Annotated in this window: 19 protein-coding genes and 2 tRNA genes; 11 read left to right on the forward strand and 10 right to left on the reverse strand. The window is 66.8% G+C overall.

Annotation, left to right across the window (positions count from 1 at the left end; translation table 11 throughout):
- The first annotated feature begins 76 nt into the window (after positions 1–76).
- The 4 genes from ZRA01_RS04500 (at position 77) to ZRA01_RS04515 (ending at position 3,120) form a co-directional block, all read left to right on the forward strand.
- A complete protein-coding gene (locus ZRA01_RS04500; protein ID WP_141349716.1) occupies positions 77–1,546 on the forward strand; it encodes a permease in 1,470 nt (489 codons plus the stop codon).
- Positions 1,547–1,548: 2 nt separating this feature from the next.
- The gene (locus ZRA01_RS04505) at positions 1,549–1,791 is read left to right on the forward strand and encodes a thioredoxin family protein (RefSeq protein ID WP_141349718.1); all 243 of its coding nucleotides are present in this window, start codon (positions 1,549–1,551) and stop codon (positions 1,789–1,791) included.
- Positions 1,792–2,030: 239 nt separating this feature from the next.
- Positions 2,031–2,363, forward strand: a complete 333-nt coding sequence (locus ZRA01_RS04510) for a DUF5710 domain-containing protein (protein WP_141349720.1) — start codon at positions 2,031–2,033, stop codon at positions 2,361–2,363.
- A 22-nt stretch (positions 2,364–2,385) separates the two neighbouring features.
- Positions 2,386–3,120, forward strand: a complete 735-nt coding sequence (locus tag ZRA01_RS04515) for a hypothetical protein (protein WP_141349722.1) — start codon at positions 2,386–2,388, stop codon at positions 3,118–3,120.
- A 90-nt stretch (positions 3,121–3,210) separates the two neighbouring features.
- Here the strand turns inward: ZRA01_RS04515 and ZRA01_RS04520 are convergent, their stop codons facing one another.
- Together ZRA01_RS04520 and ZRA01_RS04525 are read right to left on the reverse strand one after the other, a co-directional pair.
- Positions 3,211–3,429, reverse strand: coding sequence for a hypothetical protein (locus tag ZRA01_RS04520; RefSeq protein ID WP_141349724.1), 219 nt, complete (start codon positions 3,427–3,429; stop codon positions 3,211–3,213).
- An 8-nt stretch (positions 3,430–3,437) separates the two neighbouring features.
- On the reverse strand, positions 3,438–3,677 hold the full coding sequence (locus ZRA01_RS04525) for a hypothetical protein (RefSeq protein WP_141349726.1): 240 nt from the start codon (positions 3,675–3,677) through the stop codon (positions 3,438–3,440).
- 192 nt (positions 3,678–3,869) lie between these two features.
- Here ZRA01_RS04525 and ZRA01_RS04530 point away from each other — a divergent pair, with 192 nt between their 5' ends.
- The 4 genes from ZRA01_RS04530 (at position 3,870) to hemB (ending at position 7,360) form a co-directional block, all read left to right on the forward strand.
- Complete coding sequence (locus ZRA01_RS04530; RefSeq protein ID WP_141349728.1) at positions 3,870–4,913, forward strand: M14 family zinc carboxypeptidase; 1,044 nt, start codon at positions 3,870–3,872, stop codon at positions 4,911–4,913.
- Positions 4,903–5,739: an alpha/beta fold hydrolase gene (locus ZRA01_RS04535; protein ID WP_141349730.1), complete on the forward strand. Its 837-nt coding sequence runs from the start codon at positions 4,903–4,905 to the stop codon at positions 5,737–5,739. Before ZRA01_RS04530 ends, ZRA01_RS04535 begins: the two co-directional genes overlap by 11 nt.
- Positions 5,740–5,826: 87 nt before the next feature.
- Positions 5,827–5,910, forward strand: a tRNA-Leu gene (locus tag ZRA01_RS04540).
- 442 nt (positions 5,911–6,352) lie between these two features.
- Positions 6,353–7,360, forward strand: a complete 1,008-nt coding sequence (gene hemB / locus ZRA01_RS04545) for a porphobilinogen synthase (protein WP_141349732.1) — start codon at positions 6,353–6,355, stop codon at positions 7,358–7,360.
- Between the two features lie 24 nt (positions 7,361–7,384).
- Here the strand turns inward: hemB and ZRA01_RS04550 are convergent, their stop codons facing one another.
- Genes ZRA01_RS04550 through ZRA01_RS04560 form a run of 3 tightly spaced genes read right to left on the reverse strand, consistent with a single transcriptional unit; the run spans position 7,385 to position 9,040 of the window.
- Entirely contained in the window at positions 7,385–7,936 is a 552-nt protein-coding gene (locus ZRA01_RS04550) for a C40 family peptidase (RefSeq protein WP_141349734.1), read from the reverse strand.
- Positions 7,905–8,342 (reverse strand): D-aminoacyl-tRNA deacylase, encoded by a 438-nt coding sequence (gene dtd, locus ZRA01_RS04555; protein WP_141349736.1) that lies wholly within the window; start codon positions 8,340–8,342, stop codon positions 7,905–7,907. The genes ZRA01_RS04550 and dtd overlap by 32 nt, the downstream gene beginning before the upstream one ends.
- Positions 8,339–9,040 carry an SIMPL domain-containing protein gene (locus ZRA01_RS04560; RefSeq protein WP_141349738.1) on the reverse strand — a complete coding sequence of 234 codons (702 nt, stop codon included), beginning with the start codon at positions 9,038–9,040 and terminating at the stop codon, positions 8,339–8,341. Before ZRA01_RS04560 ends, dtd begins: the two co-directional genes overlap by 4 nt.
- 190 nt (positions 9,041–9,230) lie before the next feature.
- Here ZRA01_RS04560 and ZRA01_RS04565 point away from each other — a divergent pair, with 190 nt between their 5' ends.
- Positions 9,231–10,130: a DMT family transporter gene (locus ZRA01_RS04565; RefSeq protein WP_141349740.1), complete on the forward strand. Its 900-nt coding sequence runs from the start codon at positions 9,231–9,233 to the stop codon at positions 10,128–10,130.
- Here ZRA01_RS04565 and ZRA01_RS04570 read toward each other — a convergent pair.
- The 4 genes from ZRA01_RS04570 to ZRA01_RS04585 form a co-directional block, all read right to left on the reverse strand.
- Positions 10,100–10,894 (reverse strand): DUF2189 domain-containing protein, encoded by a 795-nt coding sequence (locus ZRA01_RS04570; RefSeq protein WP_141349741.1) that lies wholly within the window; start codon positions 10,892–10,894, stop codon positions 10,100–10,102. The two genes, ZRA01_RS04565 and ZRA01_RS04570, sit on opposite strands and share 31 nt — an antisense overlap.
- A gap of 69 nt (positions 10,895–10,963) precedes the next feature.
- Positions 10,964–11,779 (reverse strand): alpha/beta fold hydrolase, encoded by an 816-nt coding sequence (locus ZRA01_RS04575; protein WP_141349743.1) that lies wholly within the window; start codon positions 11,777–11,779, stop codon positions 10,964–10,966.
- A 10-nt stretch (positions 11,780–11,789) separates the two neighbouring features.
- A complete protein-coding gene (locus ZRA01_RS04580) occupies positions 11,790–13,094 on the reverse strand; it encodes an O-acetylhomoserine aminocarboxypropyltransferase (RefSeq protein ID WP_141349745.1) in 1,305 nt (434 codons plus the stop codon).
- A gap of 51 nt (positions 13,095–13,145) precedes the next feature.
- On the reverse strand, positions 13,146–13,370 hold the full coding sequence (locus ZRA01_RS04585) for a DUF465 domain-containing protein (RefSeq protein ID WP_141349747.1): 225 nt from the start codon (positions 13,368–13,370) through the stop codon (positions 13,146–13,148).
- Positions 13,371–13,636: 266 nt separating this feature from the next.
- Here ZRA01_RS04585 and rpsT point away from each other — a divergent pair, with 266 nt between their 5' ends.
- On the forward strand, positions 13,637–13,915 hold the full coding sequence (gene rpsT / locus ZRA01_RS04590) for a 30S ribosomal protein S20 (RefSeq protein ID WP_141349749.1): 279 nt from the start codon (positions 13,637–13,639) through the stop codon (positions 13,913–13,915).
- A 180-nt stretch (positions 13,916–14,095) separates the two neighbouring features.
- Positions 14,096–14,180, forward strand: a tRNA-Leu gene (locus ZRA01_RS04595).
- Positions 14,181–14,240: 60 nt separating this feature from the next.
- Here the strand turns inward: ZRA01_RS04595 and ZRA01_RS04600 are convergent.
- Positions 14,241–14,558: a hypothetical protein gene (locus ZRA01_RS04600; protein WP_141349751.1), complete on the reverse strand. Its 318-nt coding sequence runs from the start codon at positions 14,556–14,558 to the stop codon at positions 14,241–14,243.
- Between the last annotated feature and the right edge of the window lie 50 nt (positions 14,559–14,608).

Genomic DNA, 14,608 nt, shown 5'->3' on the forward strand with positions numbered 1-14,608 from the left:
ATCCTTTGGCGAGCCGCCGCGTCTTCATGGCAGGAGATACATAGTCCCAACGACACCCTCGACCGGCGAGACCATCATGGACACCCTGCTTTTCTCGATCTTGCCCGTGCTGCACGGCGGGCTCGGCAACCTGGCGGCGTATCTTGCGGCCCACGTGCTGCTCTGCCTGCTACCAGCCTTCTTCATCGCCGGGGCGATGGCGGCGCTGATCCCCAAGGAGACGGTCACCCGCTTTCTGGGGCGAAACTCCAGCAAGGTGGTGTCCTACCCGGCAGCCGCAGCGGCCGGCTCGCTGCTGGCGGTGTGCTCATGCACCATCGTCCCGCTGTTTGCGGGCATTCACAAAAAGGGCGCGGGGCTGGGGCCGGCGATCACCTTTTTGTTTTTTGCGCCGGCGGCCAACATCCTGGCGCTGGTTTACACCGGCGGCGTCATCGGCCCGGATCTGGCGATCGCACGCTTCGTGCTGTCGCTGGTTTTCGGGATCGGCATCGGCCTCATCATGGCCCTGCTCTTCAGGGCCGACGACGCAGCCCACGACCAGGCCACCGACAGCGCCTTCGGCGCCGCTGGCGCCCAGGGCATGGGGCGGGCCGCGCGGCTCTTTCTGCTGGTGTGGATCGCCCTGCTGCTGGCGGGCACCCTGAAGCTGGGCGTGCTGACCGGCAGCTGGCTCCAGTTCGAACTCCCGGTGCCCGCCGCCCAGGCATGGCAGGCGGGGCTGGACCAGCTGGTTCCCTTCGACGCCGCCAAGGGCGAGGAGGGCGTCTCGGTGCAGGGCGTGGTGCTCATCGGCCTGCTGCTGGCGATCGGCTTGAGCGCCTGGCGCGGCATCGAGAACATCCAGAACGGCGCCAACCGATGGACCGGCATCAGCCTGGCGCTGATCGCCGTCACGCTGCTGCTGGCGGCGCTGGCGATCCGGGCCACGCCCACCGGGCTGCGCATCGGGCTCACCGGCAAGTTCTTCGGCGTGGCCCTGGCGCTGGCGGTGCTCCTGCGGGTCGGCCGCCGGCACATGTCGGAGGACGAACTGCAGGACTGGCTGTGGGAATCCTGGCGCTTCGTGAAGCAGATCTTTCCGCTGCTGGTGGCGGGCGTCTTTGTCGTCGGGATGGTCCGGGTACTGATCCGCCCCGAATGGATAGAATCCCTCGCCGGCGCCAACACGCTGCAGGGCAACCTGGCTGGCGTGGCCTTTGGCGTGTTCATGTATTTCCCGACTCTGGTGGAGGTGCCCATCGCCAGGATGTTCCTCGACCTCGGCATGCACCGCGGGCCGCTGCTGGCCTACCTGATGGCCGACCCGGAGCTCTCCTTGCAGAGCATCCTGATCATCTCGGCCATCATCGGCCGCCGCAAGGCCTGGACCTACGTGGCGCTGGTTGCCCTGTTCAGCACCGTCGCCGGGCTCACCTACGGCGCCTGGATGGACGGCACCCCGCTTTTCGTGCTGGCGCTGGGGCTGGCCGGCTTCATCGCGGCGCTGACGGCGTTGCTGTCGCTGGCCAGCCGCCGGCAAACCGCTTCAATCAAGGGAGTCTGATCATGTTGAGCATCAAGATCCTCGGCCCCGGCTGCGCCAACTGCCGGAAACTCGAACAAATCGCCCATGAAGCCGTGGCCGCCCTCGGCATCGAGGCGGAGATCAGCAAGGTCACCGACATGCAGCAGATCATCGCCTACGACGTGCTGAAAACGCCCGGGCTGGTGATCAACGAGAAGCTGGTGTCGTCCGGGCGGATTCCCACGCCCCAGTCGGTCGCCGAGTGGATCCGCGCGGCCGGCTGAAGCAGGCGCCTTGTGCGGGCTCCGGGACTTGGGTAGATTCGCGGGAAATTTTTGGCACAGCCGCGCCGGAAGCCGGTGAATGTAAAAACCGGCGCCGGGCGTGTCACCGCGTTTAAAGACGTCGGGCGGGTTCCGCGCATCGCCGGAAACGATGGAACCAGCCCCCGAGCATTTTCAGCGCCCGCCCGCAGGCTTTGCGCTCAGCGCGAAGCAGGGCGGCGCGACGACCCGTAGAGAGCATGAGAACAAACCTTAAGGTCCCCTTCGCCGAGAAGGACGAAGCCAAGAAGCTGGGCGCCCGCTGGGATGCGGCGCGCAAGCTGTGGTACGTGGAAGGCAAGGCGGATCTGACCCCGTTTGCCCGCTGGTCGCCCAGCCCCCACGACGGCGCCGCGGCGGCTCCTGCCCCTGCAAAGGCGGCTGGGCGCAAGATGGAGGCGAGCAGCCTGGTCATCGTCGGCAGCGGCTACCGCGCCTGCCCGCCCGTCTGCGAGTGCCCGCCCTGGGAGGTCTGCTCCCGCTGCGAGGGCGTTTCGTTTTCAGCGCCGGCGAGCGCGAAGGCGCCGGTTTGAACCCCCAGCCAGCGAGCATCCGATGGACGAACTGATCGCCCAGCTTCAGCGGCTCTACCTGCCCGACACACCCGCTGCCGCCCTGACCACCATGCTGCGCGGGGAGAGCGAGGCGAGCGTCGATCTCGTCGGCCCCGGCGGGCTGGTGGGTGCCCTGGTCATCGAACTCGACAGCGGCTTCTGGACGCAGGCTGCGCAGCTTTACGAGGGCGTGCAGACCGAGCTCGATCTGCCGGCCCCGGCGGTTTCGGTGTCGGGCGGCAAGGCTTACGGGCTGTGGTTCTCGTTTGCCACGGCGGAGCCGCTGGCCCGGGCCGCGGCATTTGCCGAAGGCCTCCGCCAGCATTACCTGGCCGAGGTGCCGACCACGCGGGTCACGCTACACCCCCAGGCTCCCCTCAAGCTGGTGCCGGCCCACCAGGGCGATGGCAGATGGTCGGCCTACATCGACGCCAGCCTCGGCAGCATGTTCGTCGACGAGCCCTGGCTGGAGATGGCCCCGAGCCCGCACAAGCAGGCGGAACTTCTGGCTGGGCAGGCAAGCATCAAGCCCGACGTCCTTGAAAGGGCGCTGGGCATCCTGCAACCGGCTGCAACCAGCGCGCCAGCTTACACACCCACCGGGGAGACCGACGGCGTCCATCAGGAGCCCGTTGGCTTTCTGCTCGCCATCATGAACGATGCTGCGGTGGACACCGGCCTGAGGATAGAGGCCGCCAAGGCGCTGCTGCCGTATTTCCGCAAGGCGCTCGACTGAGCTTTCGCAGCCCCGTCGGACTCGAAAGAGATCGGCTGCAGATCCGCCCAGCCGAATTTTCCCTTTGACTCTTCGAGCCCTTGCAGGCCGCTAGACCGGTGGCTCGCCCTGATGGAAACCCTGGCAGGGCCGCAGCTCCGGGCGTGAGTCGGCGTCCCCCATGTCTTCCCGCCAGCGCTCGGCGTCGGCGTCCCGCCGGGGCGGGAGCTCGAGGCCTTGTGTCGCCAGGCGGGCGAGTCTTGACGCGCAGCTGCTCTCGCTGATCCAGCGCAGCAGGGCATCGAACACCGTGAGCTTCGCCTGCCCCACCGGGCCGCCTAGCAACGGTAATCCGGGCGGCGATACTCGCGCATCACGCGCTCCTGCTCGGCGAGGCTGCGCGAGCGGTTCAGCTCGGTCTGCCGCACCCCGAAGGCGTCGCGCGCAGCGGTCGTGTTGCGGGCCGCCTCGATGGAGCGGATGCAGCGCCAGCGCACACCAGCCCGGGTCGTGACCTGCCGCATGTTTTCCGGGCGGTGGTAGGACATGCAGTGATAACAGTAGATCTTGTCCATCATCTGGGGCTCTCCGTGGGGGGAATCTCGCTGCCGTGCTACGGGTCGGGCAACAGCATGCGCATCCGAGGTTGCAGAAGCATGACGTTCGCCACGCCGGCAGGCCCGCGGTGGCAACAGCCCGGCCTGTCATATTGGCGGCACCTTTGCGGGGCTAGACTGACAAGGTCCACGGCCTGAAGCGGGAGAGCCTGCATGCACTACGGAGAGCGCGAGCCCCCCGAACTGGTTGAACTTGAACGCCTGGTGAGCGCCTTCGGCGACATGCTCGAACTGCGGGTGATGTGCGAGGTGAGCGCCGGCGCCCGCAACTTTCCGGTGTATGCCATCACCCTTGGCAACCCGGCGCCCGGCGTGCCGGCGGTGGGTTATTTCGGTGGCGTCCATGGGGTCGAGCGGATCGGCTCGGCGGTGGTGCTGGCTTTTTTGCGCAGCGTGATCATGCGGCTGCGCTGGGACGAGACGCTCCACCACCAGCTCGAACACCTGCGGATGGTTTTCATGCCGGTGGTGAACCCCGGCGGGCTCGCCAGGGGAACGCGGGCCAACCCGGCCGGCGTCGACCTCATGCGCAACGCGCCGCTGGATGCCCGCGACCCGGTGCCATGGCTGCTCGGCGGCCAGCGGTTCAGCCCGTGGCTGCCCTGGTATCGCGGCCGCCAGGGCGAACCCATGCAGCCGGAAAGCCAGGCCCTATGCCAGGTCGTCGAAGGCGAGCTGCTCAGCCACGACTTCAGCATCGCGGTGGATTGCCACTCGGGTTTCGGCACCAGCGACCGCATCTGGTTTCCCTACGCCAGCACCCGCCTGCCGATCGCCCACCTGCCCGAGATGCACGCGCTGGCCGAGATCCTCGACCAGACCCAGCTTCACCACCCCTACGTGTTCGAACCCCAGAGCAGCCAGTACCTCACCCACGGCGACCTGTGGGACCACCTCTATCAGCGCGCCGGCCTCGAGCCGGCCTGCATCCACCTGCCCCTGACCCTCGAGATGGGGTCGTGGCTATGGGTCAAGAAAAACCCCCGGCAAATGCTGTCCCTGCTGGGCTTCTTCAACCCCCTCATCGCCCACCGCCACGCCCGGGTCTTGCGCCGGCACATCCATTGGCTGGAGTTCATCGGACGCGCCGCCTGCGGCCACCGGGGCTGGGTGCCGACGGGCCCCGAACGGGCCCGCCACCGGGAGCTGGCCCTGCGCCGCTGGTACGACATGGGAGGCGTGAGTGATGCCGACTAAGGATCACGGCCACATCTGCCGCCCCGACATCGTGGGTAGCCTCCATCGGTCGGGCACATGGCTGCTGCTGCGCGGCCTGACCCGCGAGGCCGGCCATTGGGGCGACTTCCCGTGCCAGCTGCAGGCCGCCTTGCCGGAGGCGCGCATCCTGGCCATCGACCTGCCCGGCAACGGCACGCTGCATCGGCAGGCCAGCCCAAGCACCATTCCGGCAATGGTCGCCGCCTGTCGCGCCGAACTCGCCACCCGGGGCGTGGCCGGGCCCGTGCATCTGGTGGCCATGTCCCTCGGCGCGATGGTGGCCGTCGCCTGGGCGGCCGCGCACCCGGATGAGCTTAGCGGCAGCGTGCTCATCAACGGCAGCCTGAGGGGCATCAACCCCCTGCATCAGCGCCTGCAACCGGCAAGCTGGCTGCCGCTGATGTCGGTCCCCCTGAAACGGACGGCCCGGGATAAGGAGGCGGCGATCCTGCGCCTGACCAGCCACAGGGCCCCCCCGGATGTGCTCGACGACTGGGAAAGGCTCGCCGGGCAGCACCCCGTGTCGACACGCAACGCCTTGCGCCAGCTGCTCGCCGCAGCCCGCTTCAAGGCCCCGACATCGCAGCCTGGAGTGCCGATGCTGGTGCTTTGTGGCGGGCAGGATGCACTGGTCTCGCCGGAATGCTCACTCGCCATCGCGCGGCGCTGGGATCTGCCTGTTCATCTGCACCGGGATGCTGGCCATGACCTGCCGCTGGACGACGGCGCCTGGGTGGCGGCGCGGATCAAGGACTGGGCGGCATGGCTGGATTCAGCGCCCCCTCAGCCGCCACGGGCCGGATGAAGCAGGCTGGCAAAGCTGGCGCGGGCCAGCCCAACGCGAAATTGCTGGATCGGGGGCGGGGCTATCGTTAGAATGCGGGCCTCGTGTGCGGACGTGGCGGAATTGGTAGACGCACCAGATTTAGGTTCTGGCGCCCATGGCGTGAGAGTTCGAGTCTCTCCGTCCGCACCACTGGCAGAAAAGCCTCTAGTACGTGACTGTACATTCCCTCGTGGCCCGCTTCAGGGCCCTCTGTGAAGCCCCGGCGGTCCACCGATCGCGGCGGGGTTCAATCTTGCGTGTGTCCGGAGCCCGGACACACGGCGCCTCACCGATACCATGTCTCGTCCCCAGCACCCGGGCTTCGTTTGCCTTGCCCGGGCCGGGCAGACGCGCCTGCCGTCCGGCGTCGTGGCTCGCAAAGCCAACGCCGAGGCGGGGTTCGGAAACCCGGGCACAAATAAAAAGCCCCCGGCGAGGGGATGCCGGGGGCCAAAATGCCTTGCTTGCTCAAGGCCCCGCTCAGGGAGGTATCGCGGGAGACGGTTCGTCACCATCTGCCTGTTTAGTCCATGAAGCCTGGGAAGAAGTTCCCGCGGCAATTCGTTTCCAGATGTAAGTGCGTGAGACATTCATGAAACCAGTCCAGTCGGCTTTTCCCGCAACCCGCATGCGCCGCATGCGCCGTGACGATTTTTCCCGTCGCCTGATGCGCGAGCATCGCCTCTCCGCCGACGACCTGATCTACCCGGTCTTCGTGCTCGAGGGCGAGAACATCGTCCAGCCGGTGGCCTCGATGCCTGGCGTCAGCCGCACGTCCCTCGACGGCCTGCTGCGGACGGCCGAAGAAGCCGTGTCGCTGGGCGTGCCAGCGCTGGCGCTGTTCCCGGTGGTGGAAGACAGCAAGAAATCCCTCGGCGCCGAAGAGGCCTACAACCCGGACGGCCTCGTGCCGCGGGTCGTCCAGGCGCTCAAGCAGCGCTTTCCCGAGCTCGGCGTGATCACCGACATCGCCCTCGACCCCTACACCAGCCACGGCCAGGACGGCCTGATCGACGAAGCCGGCTACGTCCTCAACGACGAGACCCTCGAAGTGCTGGCCAAGCAGGCCCTCTGCCACGCCCAGGCCGGCGCCGACGTGGTCGCCCCCTCAGACATGATGGACGGCCGGGTGGCCCGCATCCGCGCCGAGCTTGACCAGGCCAACCAGATCTACACCCGCATCCTGGCTTACTCGGCCAAGTACGCATCGAGCTTCTACGGACCTTTCCGCGACGCCGTGGGCTCGGCCGGCAACCTGGGCAAGGGCAACAAATACACCTACCAGATGGACCCGGCCAATTCCGACGAGGCGATCCGCGAGGTGGCGCTAGACATCTCGGAAGGCGCCGACATGTTCATGGTCAAGCCCGGCATGCCTTATCTCGACATCGTGCGGCGGGTCAAGACCGAGCTCGGCGTGCCGACCTACGCCTACCAGGTGAGCGGCGAATACGCGATGCTGAAGGCCGCCGCCGCCAACGGCTGGCTCGACGAGAAAGCCTGCGCCCTCGAATCCTTGCTGGCCTTCAAGCGCGCCGGTGCCGACGGCATCCTCACGTATTTCGCGCTGGATGCGGCGCGCTGGTTGAAGGAAGGCTGAAACAGGTAACGCGAGAGGAGGGCGTCAGCCCTCCGGCAGCAGGGTGCGGGCGCCCTCGAAGCGGGCGGCGTAGTAGCGGCTGTCCATGCGGTCCACCCTCACCTTGCCGCGGCTGTTGGGGGCGTGGATGAACCTGCCGTCCCCCAGGTAGATGCCCATGTGCGAGTACGACCGGCCCAGGGTGTTGAAGAACACCAGATCGCCCGGCCGGATCGCGTGGGACGCCACGGGGCGGGTGCGCTCGGCGATGCCGGCGGCGTTGTAGGGCAGCTTGCGGCCGCTTACCTGCTCGACGATGTAGCTCACCATCCCGCTGCAATCGAGCCCGGCTTCCGGGTTCTTGCCGCCGAAACGATAGCCCGTGTCCAGGAGACCGAGCGCGTAAAGCACGACCTCCTGGGCGTGGTCGTCGCTGGGCAGGGCAAACCAGTTGCGATTTGCCGGCGCGCCAGCGTAAGGCTTGCCGGGGTAGGTGGCCTGGCGGATCGGTGTCTGGCCGCAGCCAGCCAGAAGCGCCGCAAGCAACAGCAGCGCCGCGCGCCGTTCAGGCCGTGAGGCGGAAGGTAACCGGGCCATGATTCACCAGTGAAACAGTCATTTCGGCGCCGAACTCGCCGGTCGCCACCATCGGGTGACGGCTGCGGGCAAGGGCGACGACTTCGTTGAACAGGCGCTCGGCCTCGTCCGGGGGCGCTGCCGGCGTAAAGCTGGCGCGGGTGCCCTTGGCCGTATCCGCGGCGAGGGTGAACTGGGACACCAGCAGCAGCCCGCCGCCGGTATCGGCAAGGGAGCGGTTCATCCGCCCCTCGGCGTCGGCAAACACCCGGTAGCCCAGCAAGCGCTCCACCATCCGCGCGGCGTTGGCGGGCTGATCGCCACGCTCGACGGCCACAAGCGCCAGCAGGCCCGGCCCGATCTCGCCGACCGTGCGCCCGCCTACTGTCACCCGGGCTTCGAGGACACGCTGGATGACGCTGATCATTCGAAGAGCTCGATCTCACCCGTGACGTTGACCGTGACCGGGCTGTCGCCGGCCTCGATGGGCGCCGGCGCCGCATCGGCGGCCATGGCGGCGCGGGCGTAGGCCACCATCGGCCGCGGCGGCTGGGCATTGCCGCTGTTCACGGCCACGCGCTTGATCTTCCATTTCTTGTGGAGGCTGCCAGCCACCAGGCGAGCGCGGGCTTCGAAGGCCGCCAGGGCGTCGGCGATGGCCTCGTCCTCGGTCTTCTTCCAGGTTTCGGGGGAGGGCGCAGCGTTGAGGCCGGCCACCGCCATGGTCTGCTGGAGCTTGCCGATGAGTTCGGACAGCGGCGCCGCCTCGCGGCTCTCGAGGGCCAGCGTCGAGCGCATGCGCCAGCCTTCGATGTTGCGGCTGTTCTTGCCATAGACCGGGTAGGTGTTGCTGCCGGCGGTGCGAACCTTGACGGCCGGGTAGGCACGCCCGGCTTGCACGGCCTGGGCGATGACGGCATTCACCTTGCGGGCGAGCTCGGCCGGGTTGCTGTCGCTCGCCTCGTGATACACCTGGGCGCGAAACTGATCGTTGGGCGCGCTGCGGCTGCTTTCCACCGAGATCTCGGCGGTCGGCAGGGCTGGCGCTGAAGCTTCCGCCGCATGGAGCGGCGAGGCGAGGAGGCCAAGGACGGAGACGAGAGACAACAGGGTGCGTTTTTGCATGGGTGCGCTCACCGGATGAATGTCAGATTTATAACGCGGATTTCGCCACACGGCCCGCCGAATTGCAAAGGCCATCGACCAAATCGCCCTTGGGCCGATCGCAAAGTGTGGCCGAAACGCTGTTTCCTGCTTGACGCGCCGGGCACCACGGCGGCAGCATCCGCCGCTTTGCACCTGAAGGGGGTTGTCGATGACCGTAAACCCGCGCTGGATCGGAGCAGGGCTGGTGGCCCTGTCGGCCCTGTCCTTCGGGGCGATGGCGATCTTCGCGCGCTTCGCGTTTGCCGGCGGCGTGGATGTCACGGCGCTGCTGTTCTTGCGTTTCCTGATTGCCGGCGCCCTGATGGCAGGGGTGATGATCGCCTCGCGCCGCCCCTGGCCCACACGGCGCAACACGCTGACGCTCGCGCTGATGGGCGGTGTCGGCTATGTGGCGCAGGCCCTGTGTTTCTTTCTTGCCCTCAAGCACGCCTCGGCGGGGCTGGTGGCCTTGCTGCTCTACCTTTACCCCTTTCTCGTCACCTTGCTCGGGGTGATTTTTGCAGGCGAGCGGCTCACATTGCTGCGCGCCCTCGCCGTGCTGTCGGCGCTGCTGGGCACCGCGCTGACGATAGGTGCGGGCCTCGCCGGGAGCCCGCTTGGGATCGGGCTCGGCGTTGCCGCGGCGATGATCTATTCGATCTACATCATCGTCGGCAACCGCGTGCTGAAGGAAGAAGACCCGCTGGCGGCGGCAACGGTGGTGATGCTCGCCGCGGCCGGCGTGTTTGGTCTGCTGGTGCTTGGCGGGACACCACATTTTCCGCAGTCCGCCACCGCATGGGCTGCGGTGCTGGCAATTGCGCTCGTCTCGACCGTCGTGGCGATGGTGGGCTTCTTTGCGGGCATCAAGCGTCTGGGCGCCGCCGACGCGGCGACGCTGTCAACCCTCGAGCCGGTCGTGACCTTTGCGCTGGCAGCGATCTTTCTGGACGAGCCGGTGACCGCATCGCAGATGGCCGGCGGCGCGATCGTGCTCGGCGCCGTGATCGCCCTGGCCCGTGGCCAGGCCGCACCGGATCAGGACAAGGGTTCGACGAGCTCCCGGTAAGCGTGCCAGGTGGCATGGCCGACCACGGGCATCATGACCACCAGGCCGATGTGGAAGCTGAGAAAGCCGATGAGGGTCAGCGTGACGATCAGCGCTGCCCACACCAGGAGCGGCAGCGGGTTGAGCATCAGCGCCCGGAGGCTGGCCAGCATCGAGGTGATGGCGTCCTGGTTGCGGTCCAGCATCAGCGGGATGGACACCACGCTCAAGGCAAACACGAACAGCGCAAAGCCGGCCCCCACGGCCACGTACACCAGCAGGAAGTCGATGTTTTCGAGGGCCAACAGCTGGGACAGGAAACCGTCCAGGCTGGGCATCTCCTGGGTGTAGAACATCGCGAAGATGACCATCGAGGCCCGCGCCCAGATCAGGAAAACCACCGTCAGCACGCCCGCAAAGAGCGCGATGTTGCCCAGGTTGCGCCGCCACACGGTCAGCGTGGGCAGAAGCACCCCCGGTAGCCCGAGCTCGCGGCGACGCGACAACTCGTAGAGCCCCATCGCAAAGAAGGGCGCCACGAGAAAGAAGCCCGTGGTGACCGCCGAGGTGTAGGCGTAGGCGTGGGCGAAGACGAAGGTGGTGAGCAGCCCCATGGCCGTGAAACAGAAGCCATAGAACAGGCTCGACCGGGCACAAGCCCGGAAATCGGCAAAACCGAGGCGTATCCAGCGGAACGGCGCGCCGATGCCGATGACACGGACGTTAGGAAAAGGGAGCGCAGCCTCTGCGCCCGGGGAATCTGCGGGGGTATCTTGCTGAGCCATGTTCGTCTCCGTTGTCGTTTTTGGGCTTATGGCTGGCGGTATCCGGATCAGCTATTCATCGGGACACACTCATGAAGAGGGCTGCGCGCCGGCAAAGTTCCACAAGGCATCGAGAACGGCGCCGGGCGCCTCGGCCATCATCGCGTGGCCGGCGCCCGACAGCACGACCCGGTGGACTTGCGCTGCGTTGCCGAGCGCCTGCACGAGGGGCCCCAACGCCTTGGGCGGGGTCATGCGGTCGAGGTCGGCGCTGAGCAACAGGGTGGGGCAGCGCACTTTGGCTGCCGACTCGAAACCAGCGGCGTAGGCATTGCAGGCGCTCATGTCACGGTGGAGCACGCCGGGCGCCTGGCGCTGCATCAGGCGCTGGTTGAGGGCCGTGAGGTTGACGCCCGGCACGCTGCTCGCACCGAGCTGGCTTTGCGGAGCGTAGGACCACTGGTTGATCATGCCGTGGGCACGCTCGCGGGCAGACAAGGTGGCCTCGAGCAGCGGCGGCGCCACCGGCATCGGAAACACCGAGCCGACCAGAGCGAGCCGCGTGATGCGATCGGGCGCCCGGGCCGCGGCTTCAAGCGCGATGAGCGAGCCCATGCTGTGGCCGACCAGCATCGCCTGCTCACAGCCGAGCCTGGCGAGCAGCGCGAGGATCCAGTCGGCGAGCGCCTCGATGGATTCGAGGGCGGGGCCGGCCGAGCGGCCGTGGCCGGGCAAGTCCGGCGCGATGACGTTCCAGCCGTGGGAGGCGAAGTAGCGGGTCTGCAGGGTCCAGACGCTGTGGTCGTGGCCGGCGCCATGGATGAATACCGCGGTGGGGCGGCCCGGCTGCAGCGGGCGGCCGCCGGTGTAGCAGTAGCAGGTGTCGTCGGAGAGATTCAGGTTCATGGTGTGCACCTCAGGCAGTGGCCTTGTGGGCAGCCTGCAGGCCGCGATCCAGGTCGGCGATCAGGTCGGTAGCGTTCTCGAGGCCGACCGACAGGCGGATGGTGCCTTCGCCGATGCCGGCGGCCAGCAGCGCCTCCGGCGACATGCGGAAGTGGGTGGTGCTCGCCGGGTGGATCGCCAGCGACTTGGCGTCGCCCACATTGGCCAGGTGCGAAACCAGCCGCAGGGCTTCGATGAAGGCACAGCCGGCCTTGCGGCCACCCTTGAGGCTGAAGCTGAAGACACCCCCGCACCCCTTGGGAAGCAGGCGAGCCGCCAGTGCGTGGTCGGGGTGGCTGTCGAGCTCGGGCCATGACACAGCCTCGACGAGGGGGTGTTCCGAGAGGTGGCGCACCAATGCCCGCGCGTTGGCGACGTGGCGTTCCATGCGCAGGCCGAGGGTCTCGATGCCCTGGAGGATCTGGAAGGCGTTCATCGGTGACAGGCAGGCGCCGAAATCCCGCAGCCCCTCCCGGCGCGCCCGCAGCAGGAAGGCGGCAATCGGCGACTCCTCGGCGAAGTCCATGCCGTGGAAGCCCTCGTAGGCTTCGGTGAGGGTGGGGAAACGCCCGCCCGCGGCCTCCCAGTCGAAGGCGCCGCCATCCACCAGCAGGCCGCCCACGGCAACCCCGTGGCCACCGAGAAACTTGGTGGCCGAGTGCATGACGAGGTCGGCCCCCAGGTCGAGGGGGCATTGCAGCGCCGGGGTGAGCAGGGTCGCATCGACCAGCAGCGGCACCCGGGCCTCGTGGGCGATCTCGGCGATACCCGGCACATCGAGCACCTCGAGGCCCGGGTTGCCGATGGCTTCGCCGAACAGCAGGCGCGTCTCGGGGCGGATGGCCGCGCGCCAGGCGCCCTTGTCGCGGGGTGCCACAAAGGTGGTCTCGATGCCGAACCGGGGCAGGGTGTAGGCCAGCAGGTTGTGGGAACCGCCGTACAGCGAGCGCGAAGCGACGATGTGCCCGCCGCTCCCCATGAGCGTGGTGATCGCCAGCATCAGGGCCGCCTGGCCGCTGGCGCAGGCGATCGCGCCGACACCACCATCGAGGGCAGCAATGCGCTCCTCGAGCACCGCATTGGTGGGGTTGGAGATTCGCGAATACACATGCCCGGCCCGCGCCTGGTTGAAGAGCGCAGCGGCGTGGTCGCTGCTCTCGAACACGTAGCTGGTGGTGAAGTGGATGGGCGTGGCCCGGGAATGATGGAGCGGGTCCGGCGTCTGGCCGGCGTGCAGGGCGAGCGTGTCGGCCCCGGCGTTGCGCTGGATTGGCATGCGGGATTTGAGAAGGAACGGGGTGGAGGGAGGAGCCCGGGGTAGGTGGGCTCAGGCGGGCTCGTCAGGGTCCATCAGATGCTGGATGATCGCGATCCGGTCTTTCAAGAGCAACTTACGTTTCTTGAGACGCCTGAGAAGCAGGTCGTCTCCAGCCGGTGGCGCTACGGTGATCTGGGCGATGATGGCATCGAGATCCCGGTGCTCGGTGGTGAGGACAGCCAGCCGCGAGGCGAGGCTGCTATCGTCGGCGCAGGGCGGAGTGCTGTCATTCATGTCGGATCGGACTCCGAAAGGGAACGGCTGCAGGCTGGATTGACTGCAATAATATTAGGCTTGGAGGGCGCGAAATACAACGCCATGACGCCCCCCAAGGCACCCGAGGCGTGGCTTGGGGTTTGCCACGCGGCGGTCCTATCAGGACGGCCCGAAATTGCAATTGCACGAAATAATAAGAAAAAGACAATAAAGGGCTTGCAAGAGAAAAAGGTTTCCCTTTAAAATCTTGCGCTTTACTGCATTTCTTTCAGGACTATTACAAGATGGCCAATTCGGCACAAGCCCGTAAGCGCGCCCGTCAAGCAGTCAAGGCCCGCGCCCTCAACATGAGCCTGCGTTCGCGTCTGCGTACTGCCATCAAGGCTGTTCGCAAGGCGGTCGTTGGCGGCGACAAGCAAGTCGCTCAGCAAGTCTTCGTTGCCTCCCAGCGCACGATCGACAGCATCGCCGACAAGAAGATCATTCACAAGAACAAGGCTGCCCGCCACAAGAGCCGTCTGTCCTCCGCCATCAAGGCGATGGGCGCTGCTGCGGCTGCCTGATCTTGACCGTTCGGGCTGGCGCGCCCTGGCGCCCACCCAACCCGAACGGGGCATGAAAAGATCGCCCGAGTTGTTTTGCGAGCGATTTTTTTGTGCGTAGTAAAAAGATCTAAATGGTTTTCATTTAGATCTTGACGAAGGTAAAAAGGCAACGTATAGTTCGCCTCCTTCGCACCGAGTGCCTTGGTGGTGAAATTGGTAGGCACGCTATCTTGAGGGGGTAGTGACGCAAGTCGTGCGAGTTCGAGTCTCGCCCAAGGCACCAAAAATCATGTTCTCCTCTGAACGTGGGTAGTGAAAGAAAAGCCGGCTCTGCCGGCTTTTTTCATTTCTGCGCCTGCAGCGCAGCCAGAAACTTGCGCCGGGCGGCCTCCAGTTCGGCCTTCGAGAAATCATCCACCAGACGCAGGCAGGTGCCGTAGAAGCCGTCGAAAGCCGCGATGACGCGGGCCTCGTCCACTTGCCGGGTAGGCGCGGCATCGACGACCGGCGCTGCGCCGTCCACCGGCTTCAGCACCGCGTAGCGGGGGATCAGGCGCTGGCCGCTGCCGTCTTCGGCGCTGGCGGTCATCGGGCCCGTCTTGCTGAAGATCTTGCCTTCGAATTCAAAACGGGTGCCGAGGGGGATCTGGGTGAATTTCATGGTCGGACGTTCTTTTAATCGGTTCTCGCACGCGGCCCACGCCGAAAGGT

Origin of the sequence: Zoogloea ramigera (assembly GCF_006539865.1) — a bacterium.
GTDB lineage: Bacteria > Pseudomonadota > Gammaproteobacteria > Burkholderiales > Rhodocyclaceae > Zoogloea > Zoogloea ramigera.